The organism is Bacteroidota bacterium, assembly GCA_020161395.1.
Classification (GTDB): Bacteria; Bacteroidota; Ignavibacteria; order Ignavibacteriales; family Ignavibacteriaceae; genus UTCHB3.
In genome coordinates, this window is sequence record JAIUOE010000005.1 from 176,142 (window position 1) to 197,187 (window position 21,046).

Genomic DNA, 21,046 nt, shown 5'->3' on the forward strand with positions numbered 1-21,046 from the left:
TCACCGCAAATTATGAAAAAAATTTTTACATTGATGTGATATTTAAACAGAAATTTGAAATTTGCGATGGAATATCTTAAATTTGAAATTACTTCTGTACGAAAAGCGAAATCTGCTTTTTAATGGTCTTACTTTTGCACAAATTAAAGATGTAAAACGGAGTTTTGCTCATATGTCCCGATCATCATTATTTACTGCCCTCCTTTTGGGCATAATGTCGGTCATAACGCCTGCTCAAAAAAGTGATTCGACGAAAGTAACCTATCCGCCGGGTTTTACGGTCGATTCACTCTCGGGTCCGGTCCCTGAGCTTATTTCCACTTCACCGGCAATTCCCCGTGACCTCTTCACAGTCGTCCTTCATTCAACCACAACTGAAGCTGAGGCAAAAGGGAACGCCAAAGCATGGGCAAGCAAAGGTCTGACTGTTAAAATTTTTGATGATCCGGCTTTCAAAAAGACTAAATTTAAAGTAACAACAGGTTTTTTCAAAAAGAGACTCGATGCCGAACTTCTAAAGCGGGAACTGATCAAGAAATATAAAAACAGGAAATTCTGGGTCAGACAGGTCGATAATCTGATGAAGGAGTTGACCTTCAATCCCCCCGTTGTAAAAAAAGCGCCGGCAGGTAACCTGCCGGGTGGTAAAGATAATATCTCAATCTCCCGACTGGATGATGCATCACTCTCCGGATTGCTTCTTACCGCCACTTCACTGATGATTTATGGACTGGACGGAAGTGAAGAGGGCATTGGTTCTCTCGCCAAAGACAACACTCCGTTCATACATGCCCAATTTTCAGGGGGAAGTGTAACCGCGGTTTCCTTGCAGATGGTTTTCCCAAAAGGGATGGCTCCCTATAAAAGATTTTTCTTCTCGTTCCGCCCCGTAAAAAACTATAATCCTGCTAAAGCCCCTGTCCTGATTACCATGCCCGACCGTGACAGGATGATGAAAATCAAAAAGTTTATCGACACTGACCCCTCAACAAACAGTGAGGACAAAAAAAAGCTGACCACAGCTTTAAACTCGGTCAGCAGACAACTCGTTTTCAATAAACTGAGAATTTATCTCTCCAAAACCGACAGTAAATGGTACTTCTGCGGCTTTGAAGAGATAAAGTAACTCAGAACTTTAGCTTCCTCATACTGATGTGACACAAGGCGAAGTCATATTTTACGGGGTCATCAGAATCGAATTCCCTGAGACGGTCTGTGATTTCTGCCGCTGTCTTCCATGATGAATCATTTCTCTTCGTGAGTCCGAGTTCCTTGCTGATTCTTGCGATGTGTAAATCGAGCGGAATTATCAGATTCTCTTTCCCAATCTCTTTCCAGAAGCCGAAATCGAGTTCGTCCTCCCGAACCATCCACCTTAAGAACAAGTTCATTCGCTTGCAGGCACTTCCTCTGTCAGGTTCAGGAAAGAAATGGCGAAATCCTCTCGTCAGTCTTCCCGACTTCTCTGCAAAATCAATAAACGAACTGCTGAAGTGCTGAATTCCCTCTTTCAGGCTGCCATTCCCGTTAAATCCCTCCATAAACAGAGGTTTTAACCCCGTTCCGCCATATTTTGAAATAAAATGCTGAATTCCCAGCAGAAGTGTTGCGACATCCTGTGACGAATAAAACCTGTAATAAAATCCCTCGACTCTCTCCTCAAGATGCACCGAATCCTTTAACACAACAGCCGGAGAATCATCCAGAAGTTCAAGCAACCGGTTTACATTTTTAATGATTTGATCGACCGAACCATACGCGAATTTCGCGGCAAAAAAAGCGGCGAGCTCAATGTCCTGAGGTGAAGTAAACCGGTGGGGAATCTCCAGCGGGTCGGGCGAGAGCCTATCCCGCCCGAATGCTTTATAATGAAATTCAAGTCTTTCTTTAAGGTTCGACAATTTGCTTACAGATATTTATTTAACAGAGTTTTAAATTTATTGAGATCGAATGCCGGCGTAACATCGAGCTTGCCTGAATAAAGATTGCAATGTTTTACTATTCCTTTATATGCAAGATACGAAGGCGAATATTCAAAACTGTCCTGTACCGATGGTTTTATATCAAAAAAACAGCAAAGATCAGCACAAAGTTTTGCAGTTGCTTCATATTGAGCTTCAGTAAATCCGGCAAAGTATCGAAACCCCCGCCATGTGGATTTAAAGTCAGAGACTTCACCCGTATATTCCTGCCAGCCCGAGCCCGCATTCCAATGAAATTTGCCGTTGATCTCCTTCAGATAGCCTTCATTTGCTATCTCAATTCCAATGTTGCGGGCATCGTATGCCGATCCGTTTCCGGTGTGATATGCCCAGTAACAGGCAGGGAAAAGTTCGATTACCTCACCCCCTTTATCGATTGCAAAAGCCGTGGCAATAGCTCCTTTCTGCAAATTCCACCAGTCACCAACCCCCGCCGCAGAAGAAGACGCCGTCCCGTGAAGGACAATCTGTGACTTCGGATATACTTCCCTTATGAATTCCCCTTCGTTCAGGTGTTTTATTTTTCGTTTCATAAGCCTATCATTACCCCCATTCCTATGAATATGTCTGTTTGTTTATTAAGTATCCCGTACCCCGGGGCTATCACCAAGCCGAAATGGAGCCATTTGCTTAGAATATCCGGCTCCACTTCGATGTAAACAGTTTCCACCTCTCTCACCTTTCTTTCTTTGAGTCTCGCATCTATCTCAAAAAAAGATTCTGCGTCAAGGGGAGAAGGTGACCTGTATCTTATCCCAAGCGAAAGTGATGAATCAAACATCACGGTATCCAGCGAGGCGGTGAAGACGGGAGCACGGTTTTCCATACTCGTCGTATCGCTTGAAACAACGAATACTTCCACTGTATCCACGGTAAAAACCGGCTTTACCTTCTCAATTGTCTGATATTTGATTGAGTAAACAGTATCCCTGACTACACTTTTTTCAATAATCCGTACTCCCGTATGCGTGCTCCCGGTGTTGTTTCGTGCCACGAACCAGAAGATCAATGCTCCCAAAACGACACAAACTGCAACTGCTGTCCACCTATTCAATCTTTTTCTCTCCCCGGATATACTCGAAAATCCGCTTAATTGTGTATTCACCAATATAAGTATAAAACAGAATGCTGAATGACGCCACAAGGAGAATCGACAAAACCGAAGTCGTTATCTCCCCGGTTGAAACATCACCCAGCAGGGTGACAACGGAAGCTGTAACTACCAGCATCCACCTTTTTCTGATATAACCTCTTGCAATCATGTATGCAGCTTCAGTGATGATACTGGTTATCGCACCATACAGTGCCAGATACCAGACACCAAGAAGACCAAATAATATTTCCATCGATTCCTCCCCTATTTTCTTGATCCAAAGATCAGATTATTTAATTCGTCAGATGCACCAAGAGCAAGCCCGCCGCCCGTGATTCCGAGAAGACTCCCAAGGATTGATCCAATTACACCACCAATACCCGTCTTTCCCTCTTCAAAAGCGAGTTTTTTGAGATCAAGTTCATCTTTTAACATTCTGTTTCTGTCACCCGACAGTTTCAGATTCCCCAACAGAGAAAACAAATCACGCTCTGACTGCCGGTCACTCGCTCCAAGAGATGCCGATACCGATTCAATTCCGAGCAGTTTGTTTATTGCATCTTTTCGACTCTCCTCGTCAAGGGCAGCAATTTTGGTCACCAGCGAATTTTTGGCATCCGATTCGCTCTCATAGATTTTATTCATGGTGTTTGCCGCCACCCCTGATTTGTTTAGCCCTGCCTCAACCAGAGATTTTTTCAATTCGTCGATCGCTCCACCTCTCGATTTCTCCAGCTCCCTGATTCCAAGAGCTCTTTGTTCGGCTAGAGCCTTGCTCCCCGAAGAGACTTCATCACTTAGAGTCTTTTTTATCCCGGAAATGCTGCTGTTATAGTTTCCGGCGATTCCGCTGTTTCCGAACATCCCTTTTATTGATTCTGCCGAAACACTCCCCGGGAAAACACTCCCCAAAGCCGATCTCAACAGTTCTTCCATTATGTAGTTATAGGTGTCGCCACCTGATGCTCCGGGCATATTCCCTCCTAATTTATTTTAACCCATTTGCTTTTAACTAAAATATATTCACTTGTCTCTCCGCCGGATTCATGTAAAATTCTGGTGTACTCCGGAATTGCTTCCGGATTCGGGAGCACCGAAGTTATGTATGGTATTGATGCCACCTGTAACTTCTCTCCCCCCGTAAACAGAAAAAGTATTTTAATCCCCTCCCGTTTCAAAAGAAAAAAGGTCCCGTCATCGAGACTGCCGTTTTCAGGCAACCGGTCACCATGTGCTACAGCCGGTGCAAACCAGTTACGCATCTCTTGAACATTCGTCATGCCCTGATCCTCCTGGTTTCAAGTTTTATCATCCGTAAAATTTTTAACCCTGTTCCCTTTATTTTTACCGCAATTCTCCGGCAAAACTCCCCTGTCCCTGTCATTTGTGAAACAGGGATAATTTTGATCGACTCCGACTCCTCTGTTACTGGATATCCGACAGTCAGCTCACCTGAGTCGTTTTGAAGTGTAATCTCCACTTCACCAGGGAGTGACTCATAATATACTCTCAACTTTCTCGCCCTCATTAGATCGTAACCTTGATATGAAAATGCCCTGCCTGTCAGCTCAACTTCCACCTCTGTATCCAATTCTCCGATGTTATCAGTTGACAAAAGAGAAGACCTGTACTCACAGATTGTGCCACTTTTCCATGCAAGAAGCAGTTCTTCGGCACCACCTGAGAAAGTCGATACTCCCTTCAGACCCGAATGAGTAAATTTGTACCAGGAACCTGTCTTCTCATCATAAATGAGCAGCATTGACGAACCATTCTTCATTTTCAGAGGAAAACAGCACCACCCCCTCTCTGATAACCAGGCAGGCGGATAGAATGATTCAACCTGTGACCATGTTTTAAGCAGCAACTCACCCGGAGCAGTAATCTCTCCTCCACTGTATCTCCTGATACTGCCATTGGAAAAAAACCAGATCCCGCTCCCCGTTCGAAGCACCGAATTTCTGTCCCCGACGCCGGTCCGGTTTTCCAGGGTTACAATCCGCCAGGTAACGGGATCACCGGTAGTATATAATTTACTGATTGAGGTGCCGGTGAAGATTAAGATGCCATCAACATCATCGTATATGGAGATGATCCCGGCATTGCTCCCCTGCGGAAGCGAGATGACATTCTCCGGTAAAAATGAGAAAAATTCCCGGGTTCGGAAAAAGCTATCGTGGATGGGAAATCGGTAATTTTTACACTGTTGTCAAATGTTTCGAAACCAAGACCGTCATCACCGAGAGTATCTGTGAATGCAATCTGGTTAAGTGTCAGTTTTACAGGATGTCTGAAGAAGGTGCTCCCGTCCTTTTTTGTTCTGTAGAGCCTTTTCTCAACTATTCTTGTGGATTCTGCAGAAGGAAGAAACGGGATGTAATTCAGAGTTATTGCTGCCATGTTCTCAAACTCCTCACCCGGAGTAAGAATTGATGGTGTCTCGATGTGCCGGCTTGCAGTCCCGTTCGCATCCATATAAACAATGCGATATCTGTATTCCGAAGCATTCCAAATTTCTCCTCCTGTTATCACACCCGAGCCTGAAAATATCCTGATGCCTGCACCGTCATTTGAAAAAGGAGGCTCAAAGAAGTTGATTTCCTGCATTCTGATATTCCCGGTGAATAACCTCCCTTTATTAAAGCAGTATGACAGACCTGCAGGAAGGGATGTAAATTTTGCGATCCGCCACGATGAAAGTTCATCATCATGCGACTTGTCGGTATAATCCGACTCATCAGGCGGCAGTACCGCGAGTTCGTAATAAATGAAGGGTGAACTCGAGAGTGAAGATGCAGTGACAGCCTTCGTCCTGAAAAGCTTTTTTCTTACCACCCTTGGATCGGAAGGAACAGGTAAATTGCTGATCTCTACTCTGTTGGCTGTGCCTGAAAATCCAGTCGAACCGGTTGTATGCGACCTGTAAGCAGTAAAAGGCTGCGAGGGGGAAGAGAAATCCCCCTCTCCGGACTCGTAAACCAGTACATAGTTATACCATCCCTGGGGAATGCTCCCGCCTGTATCATGCTGAACAACAACAACGGGAGTATCACCCGAAATTAGGGGTTGTTCGATTCCCGGGGATGTCACTTCTTCAAAATCCGTTCCCCCCGCAACCCTGTTCGAGAAACCGCTGAATATCAGGGATCTCCCTCCACCTGTGTCCAGTGCTCCGTAGTATTCTGAATGCTCCAGTCCTGTACAAACCTCAACCCACGATTCGGTCCCATCTTTTGAAACATAAAGTTTCCCTCCGGCAATCGCTGCAAGAAACTCCCCACCGGAAACCGTTCTCAATGAGAAGAGGCCTGAGATTTCGGAAGAAAGGGAAGGGAGGGAGGAATTTCTCCAACTCCCCCTCCGCACAGGAACTCCCCCCGAACCTGCATCATCCAGTACCAGATTTATCATCTCCTGCACTTCACCTTCGCCAAGCAACAGGGGATCCGGCAACTCGTTTATTCTCTTCACTGCTCCCGCCATTATCCATGTGTCCATTGTCAATAACCCATATTGTATCTGATATTTTCCGGAAGACCTCTGGTGTTCTCCTTTGCGAGCCTTCCGCGTTCACCCTGCTTCTCGAGAAATTTTTGATATGCTGCCGAAATCTCACTCTGAATCTGTTTGGTTTTTACCTGCTTTGCTTCAAGATTCCCCAAAATTCCGTCGATCTCCGCTACCGCTTTCTTGATAACATATTCCTCAAACTCCATCGGTATCGAGGTTTCATCATTGTCATTGACGAGATCCGCTGCAGCTTTGTAATAATAAGCCACAAGTGAGTTAACCTCCACGGGTGCAACAAGTACCTGATTTGCGAGTCGCATGAAAACCGCTGACCCTGTGGTCGGTGACAGCCAGGTGTTGTCGATCTGCTCTTTGAATCTCTCCAGATCCACTTCAAATGCCAGACCGTGCGCCACTCCGTCACTGCACTCAATAAAGATAATCGATCTGGGACTCTCCAGCATCTGCGGGAAATTCTCTTCATTCAGTGTAACCGAAACAACAGGCTTGCCAACAAAGGTTGTCGAACGGATACTTTCGCTCAAAACAACTCTCGTCTCCCATTTCTTCATCCCAAGTCCGTTCAACTCTGTCTGTATCGACCTTTGTGCAAGATTAATAATTCTGTTCAGTCTGTTAACAGGAAACAAAGGATTCCCCTGCACATTCGCATCTATAACGATCTGATCCCTTAGTTCTGCCAGTGTTGATGCCATTTTCCCCTCCTTTATAATTGTGATAACATTTCAATTTTGTTGGTAAACATTCCAAAAAAACCGGCGGCTTCTTCATTCTGTTTATCCTTTTCGAGCAGAAGTGCTGCGGCATACGAGATAATTGCTCCTGACGCATTATCGGGCAATTCGCTGTTTTGCACCTCTGATATTCTGTTTGCCTTCCTGAGATAATTTATTACCACCCTGCCGTTTACCAGAGGAAGTTCGAAGACCAGTTTACCTCCCCTCAGGAAGGCATACAGGTTTGCTCCATCCGGTTTCAGGAAACGGTTGTGCTCCCGTGCATATCTTGCCATGGAAGTGCTCCGGATCATGCAAGGCTTCAATAATGCTCCCGATGTGGGAGCACATTTTACCGAGAGAAGATACATAAAACCTGACGGGAGAGCGATATCAGCCGCAGTAACCGGCTCGATTGTCTGCTCCGTTTCAAGCGGCGTAAGAAGGAGGGGGAGCTCTCCTTCCACTCCCCCCTCAGCAAAGACAAACAGACAGTAGTTCACCACTTCATCCTGACCGTCATTCAAGGCATCCAATACCTCGGCATCACTCCAGAAACCTGCCTCCCTTTCATCCAGAAGCGATCTTACTCTCGTGACCATCTCTGCAGTTGTCATTTTTTCTTCCCCCTCTCACCGGTTTTCCCCGTTGCTCCCCCTTCCGTCTCTTTCCCTGTGACCTGTTCAACCCTGACTTCCCCTGTCTCGTGATAATCCCTCCCAAAAGCCACAGACCCTTTAAGAGCAGCTATCGCGTCTTCATCATCCGTGAAGTATACTCCCGTAACCCCCTCGGGAACGAATGAAAACTTCTTCCCTGCCAGCGTTATCGAGTATCTCCTGTATTTACTTACGAATTTCATTTCCGTTTCTCCTTTCATTTTTTTGAGATATGAGAGACCTGAGAGACTTGAGAAACTTGAGAAACTTAAGAGACTCGAGTGACTTCAGTACCAAATTTCTCAGGTACTCAAGTTCTCTGGTACTCAGGTACTCAAGCTCTCAAGTTCTCAGGTTCTCAAGTTCTCAGGTTCTCAAGTTCTCGAGTCTCTCCTAAACTGCTTTCCTCAGTATCCCGTGGCATTCCTCATTGTGGATTTCGATGCCAAGGTCCATAAGTATCTTTGTGGTTGTTCCATCCACACCCGGGGTTTCCACTCCTTCCTCGATACGGAATTTCCTGCTTCCTTTTTTATCGTTTGCCATGAAACGAAGTTTAACCTTGTCGGCATCGATTGTGAATCCGTAATCAGTGAATTTCCCGTCCATCACAGGATTCCAGATTATATCCACGCTCCCAAAGGGTGTCAGATACTCCCTGACATTCACTCCGTAGATTGAAACTGCAGGATTTGGATTCAGTTCATACCTGTTCTTAATGAATTTATTGATTTCAGAAAGCTGACCACTGCCACAAATGTGAATTTTCCTGTTAGATCCCTTCTGAAACACTTCTCTCAAATGATCATCGAAGGTATCTTCATCGAGTGACGGTGAATAACTGTTCACATTTGTAAGTATTCGCCCAAGAAAGCCGTGCCCCCAGGTTGTCCTGTAATTGCCGGCAGTGGCATACCCCTGACCCGGTGCAAAAAGGAAATATCGCTCCGCCTGCAGCTTCATTTCCTCAATTTTCTTTGCAACCAGTGCAGGATGATCGACTCCGTCCGTATAGTTTTCTCCTGCCTGATGTCTTCCGGTGGTGGCAACACTTTCGCTGAAAATGTTCAGATAGTTGAATTTCTCCACTTCTTTTACACTTACAGCAGTTCTTACACCTGAATATTCCGAATTGCGGCTGCCGATAATTTTCAGATACATCCCTTCAGTCTGAAGTGACGAAAGATTAGAGCTGCCATCGATGTGGGTGAGAACTGCCTGATTCGTCGACTTCGATGAGACAAAAGCCATCTGGTCTGTTTCTTCGATGAGTACTATATCATCAAGATTGAAGATCGACAGCGAATTGCAGTTTGATGTATTCAATGTGATTGTTGCCGGTGTACCCAGGGCAGAAATGGTTGTTTTGTTTGTCGTCTGGTGCGGGAAAAGTTCACTCTCGAACCAGGAGAATTTTGCGAACGGACTCCTTACTTCCTTCGATTTACGCCCCGAGAACCAAAGGAACTGAAGCAGCGGTGTCTGATATGGTTTTAATAAATAAAGTATCTTCTCTACATCAGGTACTGCGTTGGCAGCATTCATTGTTGATGAAGATACCACACCTGAGTTGATTGACTCGTAAGCCATGTTTCCCTCTCTAATTAGTGATTTGATTAATTATGCTTTTCAATAAACGGCTGTTGCCTGCCAGCGAGTGCCTTCCCGAACTCCCAGTCTCCATCGGAGGGCGCAGCCTCTCCGCCCTCTTCAATGTTTCCTTCACTTTTTTGATGACCGTCTCCCCTTCCTCTTTTTTCCTCCTCTCAAGGTCGGCAAGATTTTCCTTGTGCTCCCTGAACTTTTTTAACTGATGAGCAAACACTGCAGGATCGACTGACACCACTTCAAAATACCCCGGGTATTCCCTGTCCCACTCGGGTATCAATTCGGAAGCATCCGGTGATCCTAGTGTCTCGCTTATCCCCCGCTTTATCTCATCAGCCTTCCCCGCAGCGGCAGCAGCGATGAGCTCACTGAACAAATTTTTTAACTCTTCCTCGTTCATATTTACCTTCAAAATTTACGATGCAAATTTAGGAAGTGCCGCCCGCCCTCTCAATATTAAAGATTTACACATCTATTGTTACTACAAATCATCAAAACTCTTTATCTTATGATCTTTTTTTCATAAATTAACATGATGAATTAAAAAATTGGTGATTTATGTGCAGCAGTAAATGGACATGCTATTTTAAGTACTTCCTGCTCCTCGCAGCTTTCCTTGGAATGTCTGTTTTCGCTCAGGCAGGAAAAGTTGAACGGGAGAAGTTCGACCCGACGCGTAATCCCGTCGAAGATCTGAAATCTGCAGTAAAACAGGCAACCGAACAGAATAAAAGAATCCTGCTTGATGTGGGCGGCGAATGGTGCATCTGGTGCCACCGTATTGATGAATTCGTGGAAACGAATGATGATATTAAAAAGGCATTCCACGATGCTTTTGTGGTTCTTAAAGTAAATTTCAGCCCTGAAAATAAAAATGAGGCTTTTCTCTCTGCTTACCCGAAGATTGAGGGTTATCCCCATTTCTTTGTTCTGGAAGGTGACGGCAGTCTCCTCCACTCCCAGAATACAGGTGACCTCGAGGAAGGTAAATCGTATTCCAAAACCAAATTTCTTGAGTTCATCACCGCTTACAAAAAAACCGGCACCAAAACTCAACAGTAAACCAACCGGTCATTGCCTTAATGATTACCGGATTATTGGATTACTGCATTATTGGATTATTGGATTATTGGATTACTGCATTATTGGATTATTGCATTATTGAATTAAAACTCTTTTTCCATCAAAATTAAAGCGTCTTGAGTCTGTTTAGAAACTATAAAAGAGAATTCGAAGAACTTCTTCAAAAGTATGAAGACCTCCTTGAAAAACATGAGGACCTCGTAGCTGCCAATGGAGAAATAGAACGGTTATCGAATGATCTTGATTCTAAAAATGTTGAACTCGCCGATCTGACCAGAAAAGTAAATGACCTCAGAAATGAGGAATCCGACCTCTCCATCCTCGTTTACACAAAAAGAAGCGAACTCCAGAAAACAGAAGAAAATCACCGCCAGCTTTCCGGTGACCTCGAGTCAAAGTCGAAACTTATTGGTGAACTTGAGACTGAAATAACTGAAAAAAAGAAGGAAACGGAGATATTTTCGAAGGAACTGATTACACTTCTTTCTAAAGTTGAATCCGCAAGAGTGGAGTTTGAAGAGTACGATGAGGGCCTTAAACTGATAAGAGAGGAAGAGTCCGGTAAAAAAGAAAATATTATCAGACTTCAGCAGGAACTCGAAGAACTTAAGTATAACAAGGAAAAATACTCCAACCTTGAAATTCTGCGCGTAAGGTACGATGAAGTTTACGACAAAGTGCAGGACATTCTCAAGGAAAGAGCAGAACTCGAATTTGAACTCCGTGACCTGGAGCAGATCAAGAAAAAACTGATCGAAGATATCAATAAAATGCGCAACGAAATGTTGCAACAACGGGCTGCCTTCGAACAAAATGTTGTTCAGGAAAGAATTTCCATCGAGCGGGAACTGATGCGAATGAAATCAGACCTCGACGATGCAATCAAACAAAGGCAGGAGCAGCTTGCCCACCTCGATCGTGAATTCTCTGAAGCAAAAATCAGATATTCCAAAATATCGGCTGCAGCAGATCAGGTTATTGAAGAACTGCAGGAAAACGAGAAAAAACTCGAGATGATAAAAATCGAGAGGGCTAACCTGAATGATGAAGCAACCGCTCTCTCGAAAAAGGTGGAAACCCTGCTGAGTAAAGCCTCCGCACTCGACGCTGAAGTTCAGTTGCTAACCAGACAGGTTGACCGCCTGAACGAAGAACGGCAAATTACTTCCGGACTTCTCGAACAAATCAGAGGATCAATCCAGGGACTTTCGGGCTCCAAAGAGGCGATGATTGAGAATATTACCCGTTTGAATCAGCAAATGAATGACAAATCGATCGCCTACTCTAAAAGCAATGATGAATATCAGGAATTGCTGGAACAGATACAGGCAAAAAAGATCGAAGCAGTCAACCTCAAGGGTATAATCGAAATAAGAAACAGAAAACTTCGCGACATTGACAGGGAACTTTCATCTCTCGAAGCTCTCCGTGATGAATATGAAGCCGACTTGAAACAAATTCTCGACCTCCAAAAATCTCTGAGTAACGATCTGACGAATTCACAGGAAGATGTGGATGCACTTCAGGATACATTGACTGCCATCAGAAAGAAATTCTCCGAGATTATTAAAATCAGGAAAGCAAGACAGGAATCTGCCAGAAGAGAACGGGCACGACAGGAATATGAAGAGGAAGACGATTATCAGGATGACCGCAAACCATCGCAAACACAATATCAGCCTGAACCCGCCGATGATGAATTTCTGAAAGCCCTCTACGCCGACAACGACAGACAGGCTCTTGAAGACATGACCAAAATACTTCTAAACAGCCGGATTGTTCTCACTACTGCCGACTCGGGTGTTACCGCATTCGATGCCCTTAAATCGGAACCTTACGACCTCGCCTTTTTCGATATGAATCTTCCAGGCATGTCACCGGTTGAAATAATCGAAAGAATGAGATCGTCAAATGTCTATAAAACCATTCCTATATTTGCCGTGCTCGATGCTCCCGACGACAACCTCTCCCGTCTTGCAATGAATGCAGGAGCAACAAATCTGCTCTACAAACCGGTTTCACCAGAAATACTTGTCTCAGAACTGAAGAAATATCTCCCGGTCTAACCTCAGATGCATAACCGAATGTCCGGTACCCTCTTAAATCCAGTCCACCACTCTCCAATCACAACCATTACTGCATTATTGCATTATTGGATTATTGCATTACTGCATTATTGGATTATTGCATTACTGCATTATTGGATTATTGCATTACTGCATTACTGCATTATTGGATTAATATGCCTCTCCTCCACCTTATAAACTCATCTGCCCGGGGTGGACGCGAACTCTATGTCCGCGATCTTATACTCGAACTTCAAAAAGCAGGGGTTGAGAATTTCGTGGTTTGCAGAAAATTTTCAGTCGTGGATGAAGCATGCAGGGATGCAGGAATCGCTGTAATTCACACTTCAACAAAACTTAAATTTTCTTTTATTGAGGTGCTCCGGCTAAATGCGTTTGTCAAAAAGAATGGTGTAAGCGCGATCTTTTCACATACGCGAAACGATGTTTTCACGGGAGCACTGCTGAAGAAACTTTCAGGAATTAAACATCTTCACGCTGTTTACATGGGTACGGGTCCAAAAAAGGATTTTGTGCACCGTTTTGTGTATGGAAGTGTGGACGAACTGATAACATCGTCGGAATTTTCAAAACGGGAATGTGAAAACTACCTCCCCGTCCCCAACGGAGCGGTAAAACTTGTCAGATACGGGAGATACACAGAAAATTACAAGGTGTCTGCCGGGACGAGAAACCGGATCAGAAGAGAAATGAAGACTCCCGATGAAAAAATTGTTGTTGCCGTTATGAGCAGAATTGACAGTGGCAAGGGTGTGGGAATTTTTGCAGAAGCACTTCAGTATCTCGAACCGGGAATTTCCTCAAAGGTGGAATTTTGGATTATGGGCGAACCGACAGTAAAAGAGGTAGACGATACGGGAAAAGTCGTTTACGAGGAACAGGCTGACCTTCTCTATTCAAAATTGAAAGAACTTGCCAAAAACAATCCGGCATCCCTGAAGCTGATACCGTTCCAAAAAGATTATATTTCGTGGCTCTCTGCAATGGACATTTTTGTGCTCCCGACTCATAACGAAATGTATTCCCTCTCGGTAATCGATGCAATGATGACCGGTCTGCCCGTGATCGGAACAGATGCAGGGGGAACCACAGAACAAATCGGAAATAATGAAAGAGGAATTCTCGTGGAACCGGGCTCAAGCAAAGCCATCGCGGGGGCAATTTCAGAATTTGTTACTCATCCTGAAACGATTAAAATAAAAGGGGACAATGCCCGTCAATGGGCATTATCCCAACACAACTTCAACACAACAATTAGCAGGATTCTTTCCCTGCTCCCAAATCAAGTCATAACTAATAAATCATAACTAATAATTCAAATTTTTTTCTATCGCTCCGGTAATCTTCTCACCATCCGGTTCATCTTTGCTGACAAATCTCTCGACTATCTCACCTTTTTTATTGATGAGGAATTTCTCGAAATTCCATTTGATGTCCTTTTTACCGGTAACACTGTTGTCCGTCAACCATGCAAAAAGCGGAGATTTATCTTCGCCGAGCACTTTTACCTTGTCCATCATTGGGAAGGTAACTGAGAATTTTGTGGAACAGAAATCCTTTATCTCCTCGTTTGAACCGGGTTCCTGTCCTCCAAAATCGTTACATGGAAATCCAAGTATCACGAGTCCCTGATCTTTGTACTTCTTGTAAATATCCTCGAGACCTTTATACTGACGGGTGTATCCGCATTGACTGGCAACATTAACAATCAACACAACCTTGCCCTCATAGGCTGAGAGATCGACTTCCTTGCCGTCTATGTCCTGCACCTTAAAATCACCAAGTTTTTTACCTGAAGATACCATTTCACTCCTTTTTACACCGGAATTTGAATTTGAGCTTGCTTCACTCTTCTTTGAAGTGATAAATCCTGTTACCACCACAACCATTACGACTGCGAAAATTATAGACAGATATTTTTTCATGTTATCCTCCTGAAAATCTAACATAAACAAATGGTAAAATAGTTCATTTTTCACCCTCACTACATGCCTTATTTCCTGTTTAAAAACAAAACAGCCCTGATAATCATCGATCATCCGGGCTGAATAAACATACGACTTTATGTCAGGACTATAACTGCTCCCGTTCCACATCCTTTTTGATGGTCTCCAGGGCAATCTTGTTTATTCCAAGTGCACTGGAAATAGTGGAAAACAGTTTGACTTCGTGAGTACTCAAATCAGAGTCCGCCAGCATCAGGGTATACAGATATTTCATCAGATCATATTTCTCATCAAAATAAAAATTATCATCTATGAACTTCAGCGTCTCTCTCACCTGAGTTTCAGGAATTATCTGACCCCGGCACTCCACAATTAACGATTCCACTTCTTCTCCGGAAATGCCAAATCTCTTCCTTAGCAGATAAACTATTTTTTTATGCTCATCTTCGGTGAAATCATCATCGGCATGTGCCATCAGCACGAGTAGTGCTGCCGTGGCAAGCTTTATATTCGCCTTGTACTCGGGGGAGTTCCGGTTTATTTCTCTTTTACCGTCAAACTTCTTCTTGAATACCTTGTCAAATAGTCCCATATTCTGTGCTCCTGTCAGTTCCCGTTTTCAGGTTTTGGTCGCTCAAATATTCTGGTCATGTAATTGTAGTAGGCAGCCAAATCACTTGTGAATGCCTCTCTTCTTGCTCTCCAAGCCCAGTTTCCACCACCTAATCTGCCGGGATAATTCATTCGGGATTCTGTTCCGAGATTCAAAACATCCTGCATCGGAATTACAACTGTATTAGCCACAGAAGCATATGCCGATTTAATGGCAGCAGAGACCATCGCTTCGTGTTTGTAGCAATTTAAATAATCCTGAGCAAACTTGTAGATATCGTTTTCCTGTCCTTTTGCAGCATCAAAATATCCACGGGTAGTGTCATTGTCATGCGATCCGGTGTGAACAACGCAGTTTTTGATGTAGTTGTGAGGCAGAAATTTTGATTCCATCCCGGTCCCAAATGCAAACTGCATTATTTTGATTCCCGGGAAATTGAATGTATCACGGAGCTTTTCCACCGGTGGAGTGATTACCCCGAGGTCTTCTGCAATTATTGGCAGATCTCCGAGGTACTTTTTAACGGTCCTGAAGAATTTCATTCCTGGAGCTTTTACCCATTTGCCCGTCTGGGCAGTGGGTGCGTCTCCCGGAATCCGCCAGTATGCTTCAAATCCTCTAAAGTGGTCTATTCTGGCTATGTCGACTATTTTCAGAAGTGCAGAAATACGGTCTCTCCACCACTTGAAATCATCCTTTTCCATCTCATCCCAACGGTAAAGAGGGTTGCCCCAAAGCTGACCTGTCGGACTGAAATAATCAGGAGGTACTCCTGCTACCCAAATCAGTTTGCCGTCACCGTCAACTGTGAAAAGTTCTTTGTTTGCCCAGACATCAGCACTGTCGTATGCAACAAATATCGGGAGATCACCAATTACGGTGATTCCGTTTTTGTTTGCATAGGCTTTTATTTTCGACCACTGATCGTAAAAACAGAACTGCAGAAACTTCTGATAGTTGATGCCTTCAGCAAGTTTTTTCTTCCATTTTGGCAACTCTTTCGGATCTCTTACTGCAATCGATTTTTCCCATGTGGTCCACAAGGCTCCACCATGATACTCTTTTGCCGCCATAAAGAGTGCATAATCCTCGAGCCACTCGCTATTGCTCTTGCAAAACTTGTTGTAACTCTCTTTTACACCCTTTTTGGTGTTGTTTTTGAATCCTTCATAAGCCTTCAGCAGAAGTCCTTTTTTATAATCTATTACCCAACCGTAGTCGATCAGGTCAGGATTAAACGCCGGCACATCCTTTATGTCATCTTCTGTGAGGAAACCTTCCTCTGTCAGCACATCCGGAGATAGAAGCAGCGGATTACCTGCAAACGCTGAGAAACACTGGTATGGTGAATCACCATACCCTGTCGGTCCCAGGGGAAAAACTTGCCACAGGGTTTGACCTGCGGCAGTAAGAAAATCGATAAAATTATACGCTTCGGGTCCGAGATCACCAATTCCATACTTCCCGGGAAGGGAGGTTGGATGCATCAGGATTCCCGCTGCTCTATTAAATTCCATGTGAGTTCCTTCTCTTTAACGCTATTTCATTAACATCATTTTTTTGGTCAGTCTGCCGGTCATTGTCTCTATGGTGTAGAAGTAGACTCCACTTGTGAGACCTGAAGCATCAAATACCATTGAATGTGTTCCCGAACTCTTGTATCCGTCGAAAATCTCAGCAACCTTTTGACCAAGCGAGTTTGAAACATACAGTTTTACATTCGATGCTTCAGGAAGACTGAACTTGATGAAGGTGGAAGGGTTAAACGGATTTGGATAATTCTGATCAAGTGAGAAGTTAACTGGGTTGGATACAACTCCGTCTTCCACGCTTGTCGGATCGAAATATTCGAATTTGTAAACTGAACGGCTGCCACCATCGGCAACAAATGCTGTTCTTGCATCCTTCGACAATACTACATCACTGGGTGCGGTCAACGGGGCACCTGTAGGATCCGGATTTGAGGAGCTGAACTGCGCAGGAAGTTCAAAAACAGGGTCTGCAAAGTTCACGATTACATTGTAGCCTTTAACCCAGCGTCTTGTTGAATCTGTACCGGCAACCCAAAGAACACCGTTGTTGTCAACATCAATACCATTGGGAATCGCACTGGAGAAATCAAGATCACGAGCCAAATCAGAAATTTTTGTACCTGTATAAGCCTGAGGATTGATCTGGCTTCCGCCTGTCCACATGGCGATACCGCCCGTTACTTCACTTGAAGATCTGGAGTTTCTGGTTGTGAACCATGGTGTTTCAGGATTGGTGTAGTCACCATTTCTGTTTAGCGCAACATCTCTGACAACATCGGATCCATTGGTTGGTCCACCCGGTACAGGAGGATATACAGTCAAAGGTACCCACGATCCTCTTGCAGGAGGGTTTAGTCCATAGCTGAAATTGTAGAACCTGATGCTGGTCTGGAATGAAATACCTGTAAAGAGAATGCTGTCTCTTGTCATGGCAGCACCGTGAAGATAGGTACCGTATCCTGCACCGTTGATATTAAATCCAAATTTCTGAACAAGATTTGTGTCGCCATTTGGATAGAAATACTGAGCTGCCACTGTGTTGGGAGCAGTTCTCGGGTATGGAATGTTCGAGTTGATCAGGATGTCTCTGTTCAGTGCAGTAATACCCCTGATGGCGCCGATATTTCCCGTAAGAGAATCTGAATCACCATTGTAATCGAAGTCGATCATTTTCTTCATTACCGTGTCACCCGGAAGCAGGTAATAGATTGCGTTGTGAGTATTTACTGTGGTTGCTTTTGATGTCACCACATAAACCACGCCTGCAGAATCCATGGTAATCAGGTACGGTCTTGCAAAAGCAGTGTCGGACGGAGGGAAATGGATTTGTTTTGTATAGTTCCACTTCTCTGTCTGGGAATATCCCGTAAGGCTTATTACAGCCATCAGGAGTAGAATTGAATAGATATTTTTCATAGAAATCAAGCCTCGTTGTTGTTGTTGTTATTCATCATATTTCTTAAAGATCACTGATGTATTATGACCGCCAAATCCAAATGCATTACTCATGGCATATTCAACATTCTTCTTCTGAGGAGTGTTGAATGTGTAGTTGAGATCACAGTCGGGATCAGGATATTCAAAATTTATTGTGGGGGGTATTGCACTGTTTCTGATCGACAGAATCGTAGCTATCGCCTCAACAGCACCCGCAGCACCAAGTAGATGCCCTGTCATGCTCTTTGTCGATGACACATTCATTTTATATGCCTGCTCACCAAATACCGCCTTAATCGACTGTGTCTCTGCTATGTCACCAAGTCCTGTCGATGTTCCGTGCATGTTTATGTAATCTATTACCGAAGGATCAAGCCCTGCATATTTCAATGCTCTGTGCATGGCGAGTCTCGCACCCCTTCCCTCGGGATCGGGAGCGGTTATGTGGTAGGCATCACCCGTCAGTCCGTAACCAACCACTTCAGCGTAAATTTTTGCACCTCTCTTCTTTGCGTGCTCGAGTTCTTCAAGCACGAGTGCACCGGCACCCTCTCCCATCACAAAACCGTCACGGGTTTTGTCGAAAGGTCTGCTTGCAGTTTCAGGTGATTCATTTCTTTTCGAGAGTGCCTGAGCGGAATTGAAGCCCGCAACGCCAAGTTCGCAAATTGGTCCCTCGGTTCCGCCACATACCATCACTTCCGCCTGACCTTCCTTGATCAGCATAAAGGAATCGATAAAATTGTGGTTTGAAGTTGCACAGGCTGATACGGCACAATAGTTGGGTCCTCTGAAACCATACTCAATCGAAACCTGCCCGGAAGCAATGTCGGGAATCAGCATCGGAATAAAGAAGGGAGATACACGGTTGGGTCCCTGTTCGGCGAGTATCCTTGCCTGTTCCTGGAATACATTCATACCACCAATTCCTGATCCTATCATTACGCCTGTATCATCTTTATCATCTGACGACATCTTTTCGGGATCAAGTCCGGCATCCTCAAGTACTTCTTTTGCAACCGCCATGGCATACTGACAGAAAAGATCCATGCGGCGTACTGCCTTGCGGTCAATATAGTTCAGGGGATCGAAACCTTTGAGCTCACAGGCAAATTTAGTTACCACTCTTGAAGTGTCAAATTTTGTGATCTCTGCAGCTCCACTCCTGCCCTCCATCATTCCTTGCCAAAATTCATCTACACTAAGTCCAATCGGAGTGAGGGCTGCCATTCCGGTTACTACTACTCTTCTTCTTTGCATTAGTTCTCTTTGTTTGTTAAAAATTAGTAAAAGCTGCATACCGGCATCTCGATTTCCACCGGAGAAAACATAGTCCCGGGGTGTTCCGGTGTACTGCTTCTAACAATTATTAAATATATAAATCCTCAACCTGTAAATTTAAATCTTTTTTTCATTCTAATCAAACCGGGCAGCATTAAAGATCAAGTTATCTTGCTAAAACTCCCACATTCCAAAAAGAAATTCCTTGTCGAGCGGAAGATTCACCGATTTCAGTGTGACCACAATCTGACCTCTGTGATGAGCCTCGTGCGAAACAAGATAGACCAGAAAAGAGTTTATCCCCTTTGGATATCCCTTCACCTTCATGTCTGTTCTGATACTTGTCTCAATCAGACCTCCAAACCTGTCGGATGAAATCCTCAGTGCCTCAGATATTTTTGTTTTGTAGGTTTGATCATCTTTCTGAAGTTTTATCAGTCCCTCAGGCTTTGTTGTACCTATTGCCATTAGCCATTGAACCCGTACATTATTTATGTGACAGAACTGCGAACCGACACTTCTTCCTCCGTATGACGGTTTCACATTCAAATAATGCTCCGGTATTTTTTCAAGAAGATCCAGTGTTATTTTGTTGGATGCATCCCACGATTCTCGAAGACTTAAGACCATTTTATAACTCTTATTTCAATTTTTGGTAAATTGCAGTCAGTTTTTTTTAATTGATCACAAAATACGGTAAATTTTATGAACATCAAAGGAAAAATTGTATTTATTACGGGTGCCTCTTCCGGAATCGGACTGGAAACAGCCAAAGCCTTCGCCCGTGAAGGATGCAATCTTATTCTTACTGCGCGGAGAATCGAAAAGCTTCACTCCCTCTCTTCTTCTATTTCATCTGAATTTGGCATAGAAACCCTGCCTCTGCAGCTCGATGTCCGGAAAAGAAAAGATGTTTTCACTCTAATAGAGGGACTGCCCGACAAATGGAAAAAAATTGACATCCTGGTCAATAACGCCGGTCTCGGAAGAGGGCTCTCCCCCATCCACGAAAGTGATGTCGACGGCTGGGACGAAATGATCGATACAAACATTAAAGGACTCCTCTTTGTTACCAAAGCTGTGGTGCCCCTCATGATCGCAAACGGAAGCGGACACATTATTAATATCGGTTCTGTTGCCGGACGCGAAGTGTATCCCAACGGAAATGTTTACTGCGCTACAAAATTTGCGGTTTTTGCCCTCTCCAAATCGTTGAGACTCGAACTGTACGACAAAAACATCCGGGCTACAACGGTTGATCCGGGGATGGTTGAAACTGATTTCAGCGTTGTAAGGTTTCGAGGAGATACTGAACGGGCTGCAAATGTTTACAAAGGTTTGACTCCACTTCATCCCGCTGATGTCGCTGACACAGTGGTTTTCTGCGCAACCAGACCTCCTCATGTCAATATTTCGGAAATTGTTATTTATCCTTCAGACCAGGCTAACACAACAACTGTAAAAAGAGTCTAAACTCC

The 21,046-nt window shown here is 44.2% G+C and carries 24 protein-coding genes; 5 read left to right on the forward strand and 19 right to left on the reverse strand.

Annotated features, from left to right (window positions below; genetic code table 11):
* Positions 1 to 172 precede the first annotated feature (172 nt).
* Complete coding sequence (locus LCH52_09970; protein ID MCA0388808.1) at positions 173 to 1,126, forward strand: hypothetical protein; 954 nt, start codon at positions 173 to 175, stop codon at positions 1,124 to 1,126.
* Position 1,127: 1 nt separating this feature from the next.
* Here LCH52_09970 and LCH52_09975 read toward each other — a convergent pair whose 3' ends face one another.
* From LCH52_09975 to LCH52_10035, 13 genes are all read right to left on the reverse strand, one after another.
* Positions 1,128 to 1,901 (reverse strand): TIGR02757 family protein, encoded by a 774-nt coding sequence (locus LCH52_09975; protein MCA0388809.1) that lies wholly within the window; start codon positions 1,899 to 1,901, stop codon positions 1,128 to 1,130.
* A gap of 5 nt (positions 1,902 to 1,906) precedes the next feature.
* Positions 1,907 to 2,515: an N-acetylmuramoyl-L-alanine amidase gene (locus tag LCH52_09980; GenBank protein ID MCA0388810.1), complete on the reverse strand. Its 609-nt coding sequence runs from the start codon at positions 2,513 to 2,515 to the stop codon at positions 1,907 to 1,909.
* Positions 2,512 to 3,036, reverse strand: a complete 525-nt coding sequence (locus LCH52_09985; GenBank protein ID MCA0388811.1) for a hypothetical protein — start codon at positions 3,034 to 3,036, stop codon at positions 2,512 to 2,514. The genes LCH52_09980 and LCH52_09985 overlap by 4 nt, the downstream gene beginning before the upstream one ends.
* Positions 3,029 to 3,328 (reverse strand): hypothetical protein, encoded by a 300-nt coding sequence (locus LCH52_09990; GenBank protein ID MCA0388812.1) that lies wholly within the window; start codon positions 3,326 to 3,328, stop codon positions 3,029 to 3,031. Before LCH52_09990 ends, LCH52_09985 begins: the two co-directional genes overlap by 8 nt.
* Before the next feature lie 11 nt (positions 3,329 to 3,339).
* Positions 3,340 to 4,050 carry a hypothetical protein gene (locus tag LCH52_09995; GenBank protein ID MCA0388813.1) on the reverse strand — a complete coding sequence of 237 codons (711 nt, stop codon included), beginning with the start codon at positions 4,048 to 4,050 and terminating at the stop codon, positions 3,340 to 3,342.
* A gap of 8 nt (positions 4,051 to 4,058) precedes the next feature.
* Positions 4,059 to 4,355 (reverse strand): hypothetical protein, encoded by a 297-nt coding sequence (locus LCH52_10000; GenBank protein MCA0388814.1) that lies wholly within the window; start codon positions 4,353 to 4,355, stop codon positions 4,059 to 4,061.
* Positions 4,352 to 5,029 (reverse strand): hypothetical protein, encoded by a 678-nt coding sequence (locus tag LCH52_10005; GenBank protein MCA0388815.1) that lies wholly within the window; start codon positions 5,027 to 5,029, stop codon positions 4,352 to 4,354. The genes LCH52_10000 and LCH52_10005 overlap by 4 nt, the downstream gene beginning before the upstream one ends.
* 104 nt (positions 5,030 to 5,133) lie before the next feature.
* Complete coding sequence (locus LCH52_10010) at positions 5,134 to 6,573, reverse strand: hypothetical protein (GenBank protein ID MCA0388816.1); 1,440 nt, start codon at positions 6,571 to 6,573, stop codon at positions 5,134 to 5,136.
* A 2-nt stretch (positions 6,574 to 6,575) separates the two neighbouring features.
* Positions 6,576 to 7,301 carry a hypothetical protein gene (locus LCH52_10015; protein MCA0388817.1) on the reverse strand — a complete coding sequence of 242 codons (726 nt, stop codon included), beginning with the start codon at positions 7,299 to 7,301 and terminating at the stop codon, positions 6,576 to 6,578.
* An 11-nt stretch (positions 7,302 to 7,312) separates the two neighbouring features.
* A complete protein-coding gene (locus tag LCH52_10020) occupies positions 7,313 to 7,939 on the reverse strand; it encodes a hypothetical protein (protein ID MCA0388818.1) in 627 nt (208 codons plus the stop codon).
* Positions 7,936 to 8,184: a hypothetical protein gene (locus LCH52_10025; protein MCA0388819.1), complete on the reverse strand. Its 249-nt coding sequence runs from the start codon at positions 8,182 to 8,184 to the stop codon at positions 7,936 to 7,938. The genes LCH52_10020 and LCH52_10025 overlap by 4 nt, the downstream gene beginning before the upstream one ends.
* A gap of 190 nt (positions 8,185 to 8,374) precedes the next feature.
* Positions 8,375 to 9,571 carry a DUF5309 domain-containing protein gene (locus tag LCH52_10030; GenBank protein MCA0388820.1) on the reverse strand — a complete coding sequence of 399 codons (1,197 nt, stop codon included), beginning with the start codon at positions 9,569 to 9,571 and terminating at the stop codon, positions 8,375 to 8,377.
* Between the two features lie 10 nt (positions 9,572 to 9,581).
* Positions 9,582 to 9,989, reverse strand: coding sequence for a hypothetical protein (locus LCH52_10035; protein MCA0388821.1), 408 nt, complete (start codon positions 9,987 to 9,989; stop codon positions 9,582 to 9,584).
* Between the two features lie 158 nt (positions 9,990 to 10,147).
* Between LCH52_10035 and LCH52_10040 the strand changes: the two genes are divergently transcribed.
* From LCH52_10040 to LCH52_10050, 3 genes are all read left to right on the forward strand, one after another.
* The gene (locus LCH52_10040; protein ID MCA0388822.1) at positions 10,148 to 10,651 is read left to right on the forward strand and encodes a thioredoxin family protein; all 504 of its coding nucleotides are present in this window, start codon (positions 10,148 to 10,150) and stop codon (positions 10,649 to 10,651) included.
* Between the two features lie 137 nt (positions 10,652 to 10,788).
* Positions 10,789 to 12,738 (forward strand): response regulator, encoded by a 1,950-nt coding sequence (locus LCH52_10045; protein MCA0388823.1) that lies wholly within the window; start codon positions 10,789 to 10,791, stop codon positions 12,736 to 12,738.
* Between the two features lie 176 nt (positions 12,739 to 12,914).
* Complete coding sequence (locus LCH52_10050; GenBank protein ID MCA0388824.1) at positions 12,915 to 14,066, forward strand: glycosyltransferase family 4 protein; 1,152 nt, start codon at positions 12,915 to 12,917, stop codon at positions 14,064 to 14,066.
* Here the strand turns inward: LCH52_10050 and LCH52_10055 are convergent, their stop codons facing one another.
* From LCH52_10055 to LCH52_10080, 6 genes are all read right to left on the reverse strand, one after another.
* Positions 14,067 to 14,684, reverse strand: a complete 618-nt coding sequence (locus tag LCH52_10055) for a glutathione peroxidase (protein ID MCA0388825.1) — start codon at positions 14,682 to 14,684, stop codon at positions 14,067 to 14,069.
* A 148-nt stretch (positions 14,685 to 14,832) separates the two neighbouring features.
* Positions 14,833 to 15,297 carry a TerB family tellurite resistance protein gene (locus LCH52_10060; GenBank protein MCA0388826.1) on the reverse strand — a complete coding sequence of 155 codons (465 nt, stop codon included), beginning with the start codon at positions 15,295 to 15,297 and terminating at the stop codon, positions 14,833 to 14,835.
* 14 nt (positions 15,298 to 15,311) lie between these two features.
* On the reverse strand, positions 15,312 to 16,835 hold the full coding sequence (gene malQ / locus LCH52_10065; protein ID MCA0388827.1) for a 4-alpha-glucanotransferase: 1,524 nt from the start codon (positions 16,833 to 16,835) through the stop codon (positions 15,312 to 15,314).
* A gap of 21 nt (positions 16,836 to 16,856) precedes the next feature.
* Entirely contained in the window at positions 16,857 to 18,266 is a 1,410-nt protein-coding gene (locus LCH52_10070) for a T9SS type A sorting domain-containing protein (GenBank protein ID MCA0388828.1), read from the reverse strand.
* 27 nt (positions 18,267 to 18,293) lie between these two features.
* A complete protein-coding gene (fabF, locus tag LCH52_10075) occupies positions 18,294 to 19,547 on the reverse strand; it encodes a beta-ketoacyl-ACP synthase II (protein ID MCA0388829.1) in 1,254 nt (417 codons plus the stop codon).
* Positions 19,548 to 19,742: 195 nt separating this feature from the next.
* Entirely contained in the window at positions 19,743 to 20,198 is a 456-nt protein-coding gene (locus tag LCH52_10080; protein ID MCA0388830.1) for a DinB family protein, read from the reverse strand.
* A 75-nt stretch (positions 20,199 to 20,273) separates the two neighbouring features.
* On the opposite strand from LCH52_10080, the gene LCH52_10085 reads away from it, so the two are divergent.
* Entirely contained in the window at positions 20,274 to 21,041 is a 768-nt protein-coding gene (locus tag LCH52_10085; protein MCA0388831.1) for an SDR family NAD(P)-dependent oxidoreductase, read from the forward strand.
* The last annotated feature ends 5 nt before the right edge of the window (positions 21,042 to 21,046 follow it).

What these genes read in the sequence shown, in the direction of transcription:
- LCH52_09970 (MCA0388808.1), top strand. Translation starts at nt 173, where the DNA reads ATGTCCCGATCATCATTATTTACTGCCCTCCTTTTGGGCATAATGTCG.
- LCH52_09980 (MCA0388810.1), bottom strand. Translation starts at nt 2,515, where the DNA reads ATGAAACGAAAAATAAAACACCTGAACGAAGGGGAATTCATAAGGGAA.
- LCH52_09990 (MCA0388812.1), bottom strand. Translation starts at nt 3,328, where the DNA reads ATGGAAATATTATTTGGTCTTCTTGGTGTCTGGTATCTGGCACTGTAT.
- LCH52_09995 (MCA0388813.1), bottom strand. Translation starts at nt 4,050, where the DNA reads ATGCCCGGAGCATCAGGTGGCGACACCTATAACTACATAATGGAAGAA.
- LCH52_10000 (MCA0388814.1), bottom strand. Translation starts at nt 4,355, where the DNA reads ATGACGAATGTTCAAGAGATGCGTAACTGGTTTGCACCGGCTGTAGCA.
- LCH52_10010 (MCA0388816.1), bottom strand. Translation starts at nt 6,573, where the DNA reads ATGGACACATGGATAATGGCGGGAGCAGTGAAGAGAATAAACGAGTTG.
- LCH52_10015 (MCA0388817.1), bottom strand. Translation starts at nt 7,301, where the DNA reads ATGGCATCAACACTGGCAGAACTAAGGGATCAGATCGTTATAGATGCG.
- LCH52_10020 (MCA0388818.1), bottom strand. Translation starts at nt 7,939, where the DNA reads ATGACAACTGCAGAGATGGTCACGAGAGTAAGATCGCTTCTGGATGAA.
- LCH52_10025 (MCA0388819.1), bottom strand. Translation starts at nt 8,184, where the DNA reads ATGAAATTCGTAAGTAAATACAGGAGATACTCGATAACGCTGGCAGGG.
- LCH52_10030 (MCA0388820.1), bottom strand. Translation starts at nt 9,571, where the DNA reads ATGGCTTACGAGTCAATCAACTCAGGTGTGGTATCTTCATCAACAATG.
- LCH52_10035 (MCA0388821.1), bottom strand. Translation starts at nt 9,989, where the DNA reads ATGAACGAGGAAGAGTTAAAAAATTTGTTCAGTGAGCTCATCGCTGCT.
- LCH52_10040 (MCA0388822.1), top strand. Translation starts at nt 10,148, where the DNA reads ATGTGCAGCAGTAAATGGACATGCTATTTTAAGTACTTCCTGCTCCTC.
- LCH52_10050 (MCA0388824.1), top strand. Translation starts at nt 12,915, where the DNA reads ATGCCTCTCCTCCACCTTATAAACTCATCTGCCCGGGGTGGACGCGAA.
- LCH52_10055 (MCA0388825.1), bottom strand. Translation starts at nt 14,684, where the DNA reads ATGAAAAAATATCTGTCTATAATTTTCGCAGTCGTAATGGTTGTGGTG.
- LCH52_10060 (MCA0388826.1), bottom strand. Translation starts at nt 15,297, where the DNA reads ATGGGACTATTTGACAAGGTATTCAAGAAGAAGTTTGACGGTAAAAGA.
- malQ (MCA0388827.1), bottom strand. Translation starts at nt 16,835, where the DNA reads ATGGAATTTAATAGAGCAGCGGGAATCCTGATGCATCCAACCTCCCTT.
- LCH52_10070 (MCA0388828.1), bottom strand. Translation starts at nt 18,266, where the DNA reads ATGAAAAATATCTATTCAATTCTACTCCTGATGGCTGTAATAAGCCTT.
- fabF (MCA0388829.1), bottom strand. Translation starts at nt 19,547, where the DNA reads ATGCAAAGAAGAAGAGTAGTAGTAACCGGAATGGCAGCCCTCACTCCG.
- LCH52_10080 (MCA0388830.1), bottom strand. Translation starts at nt 20,198, where the DNA reads ATGGTCTTAAGTCTTCGAGAATCGTGGGATGCATCCAACAAAATAACA.
- LCH52_10085 (MCA0388831.1), top strand. Translation starts at nt 20,274, where the DNA reads ATGAACATCAAAGGAAAAATTGTATTTATTACGGGTGCCTCTTCCGGA.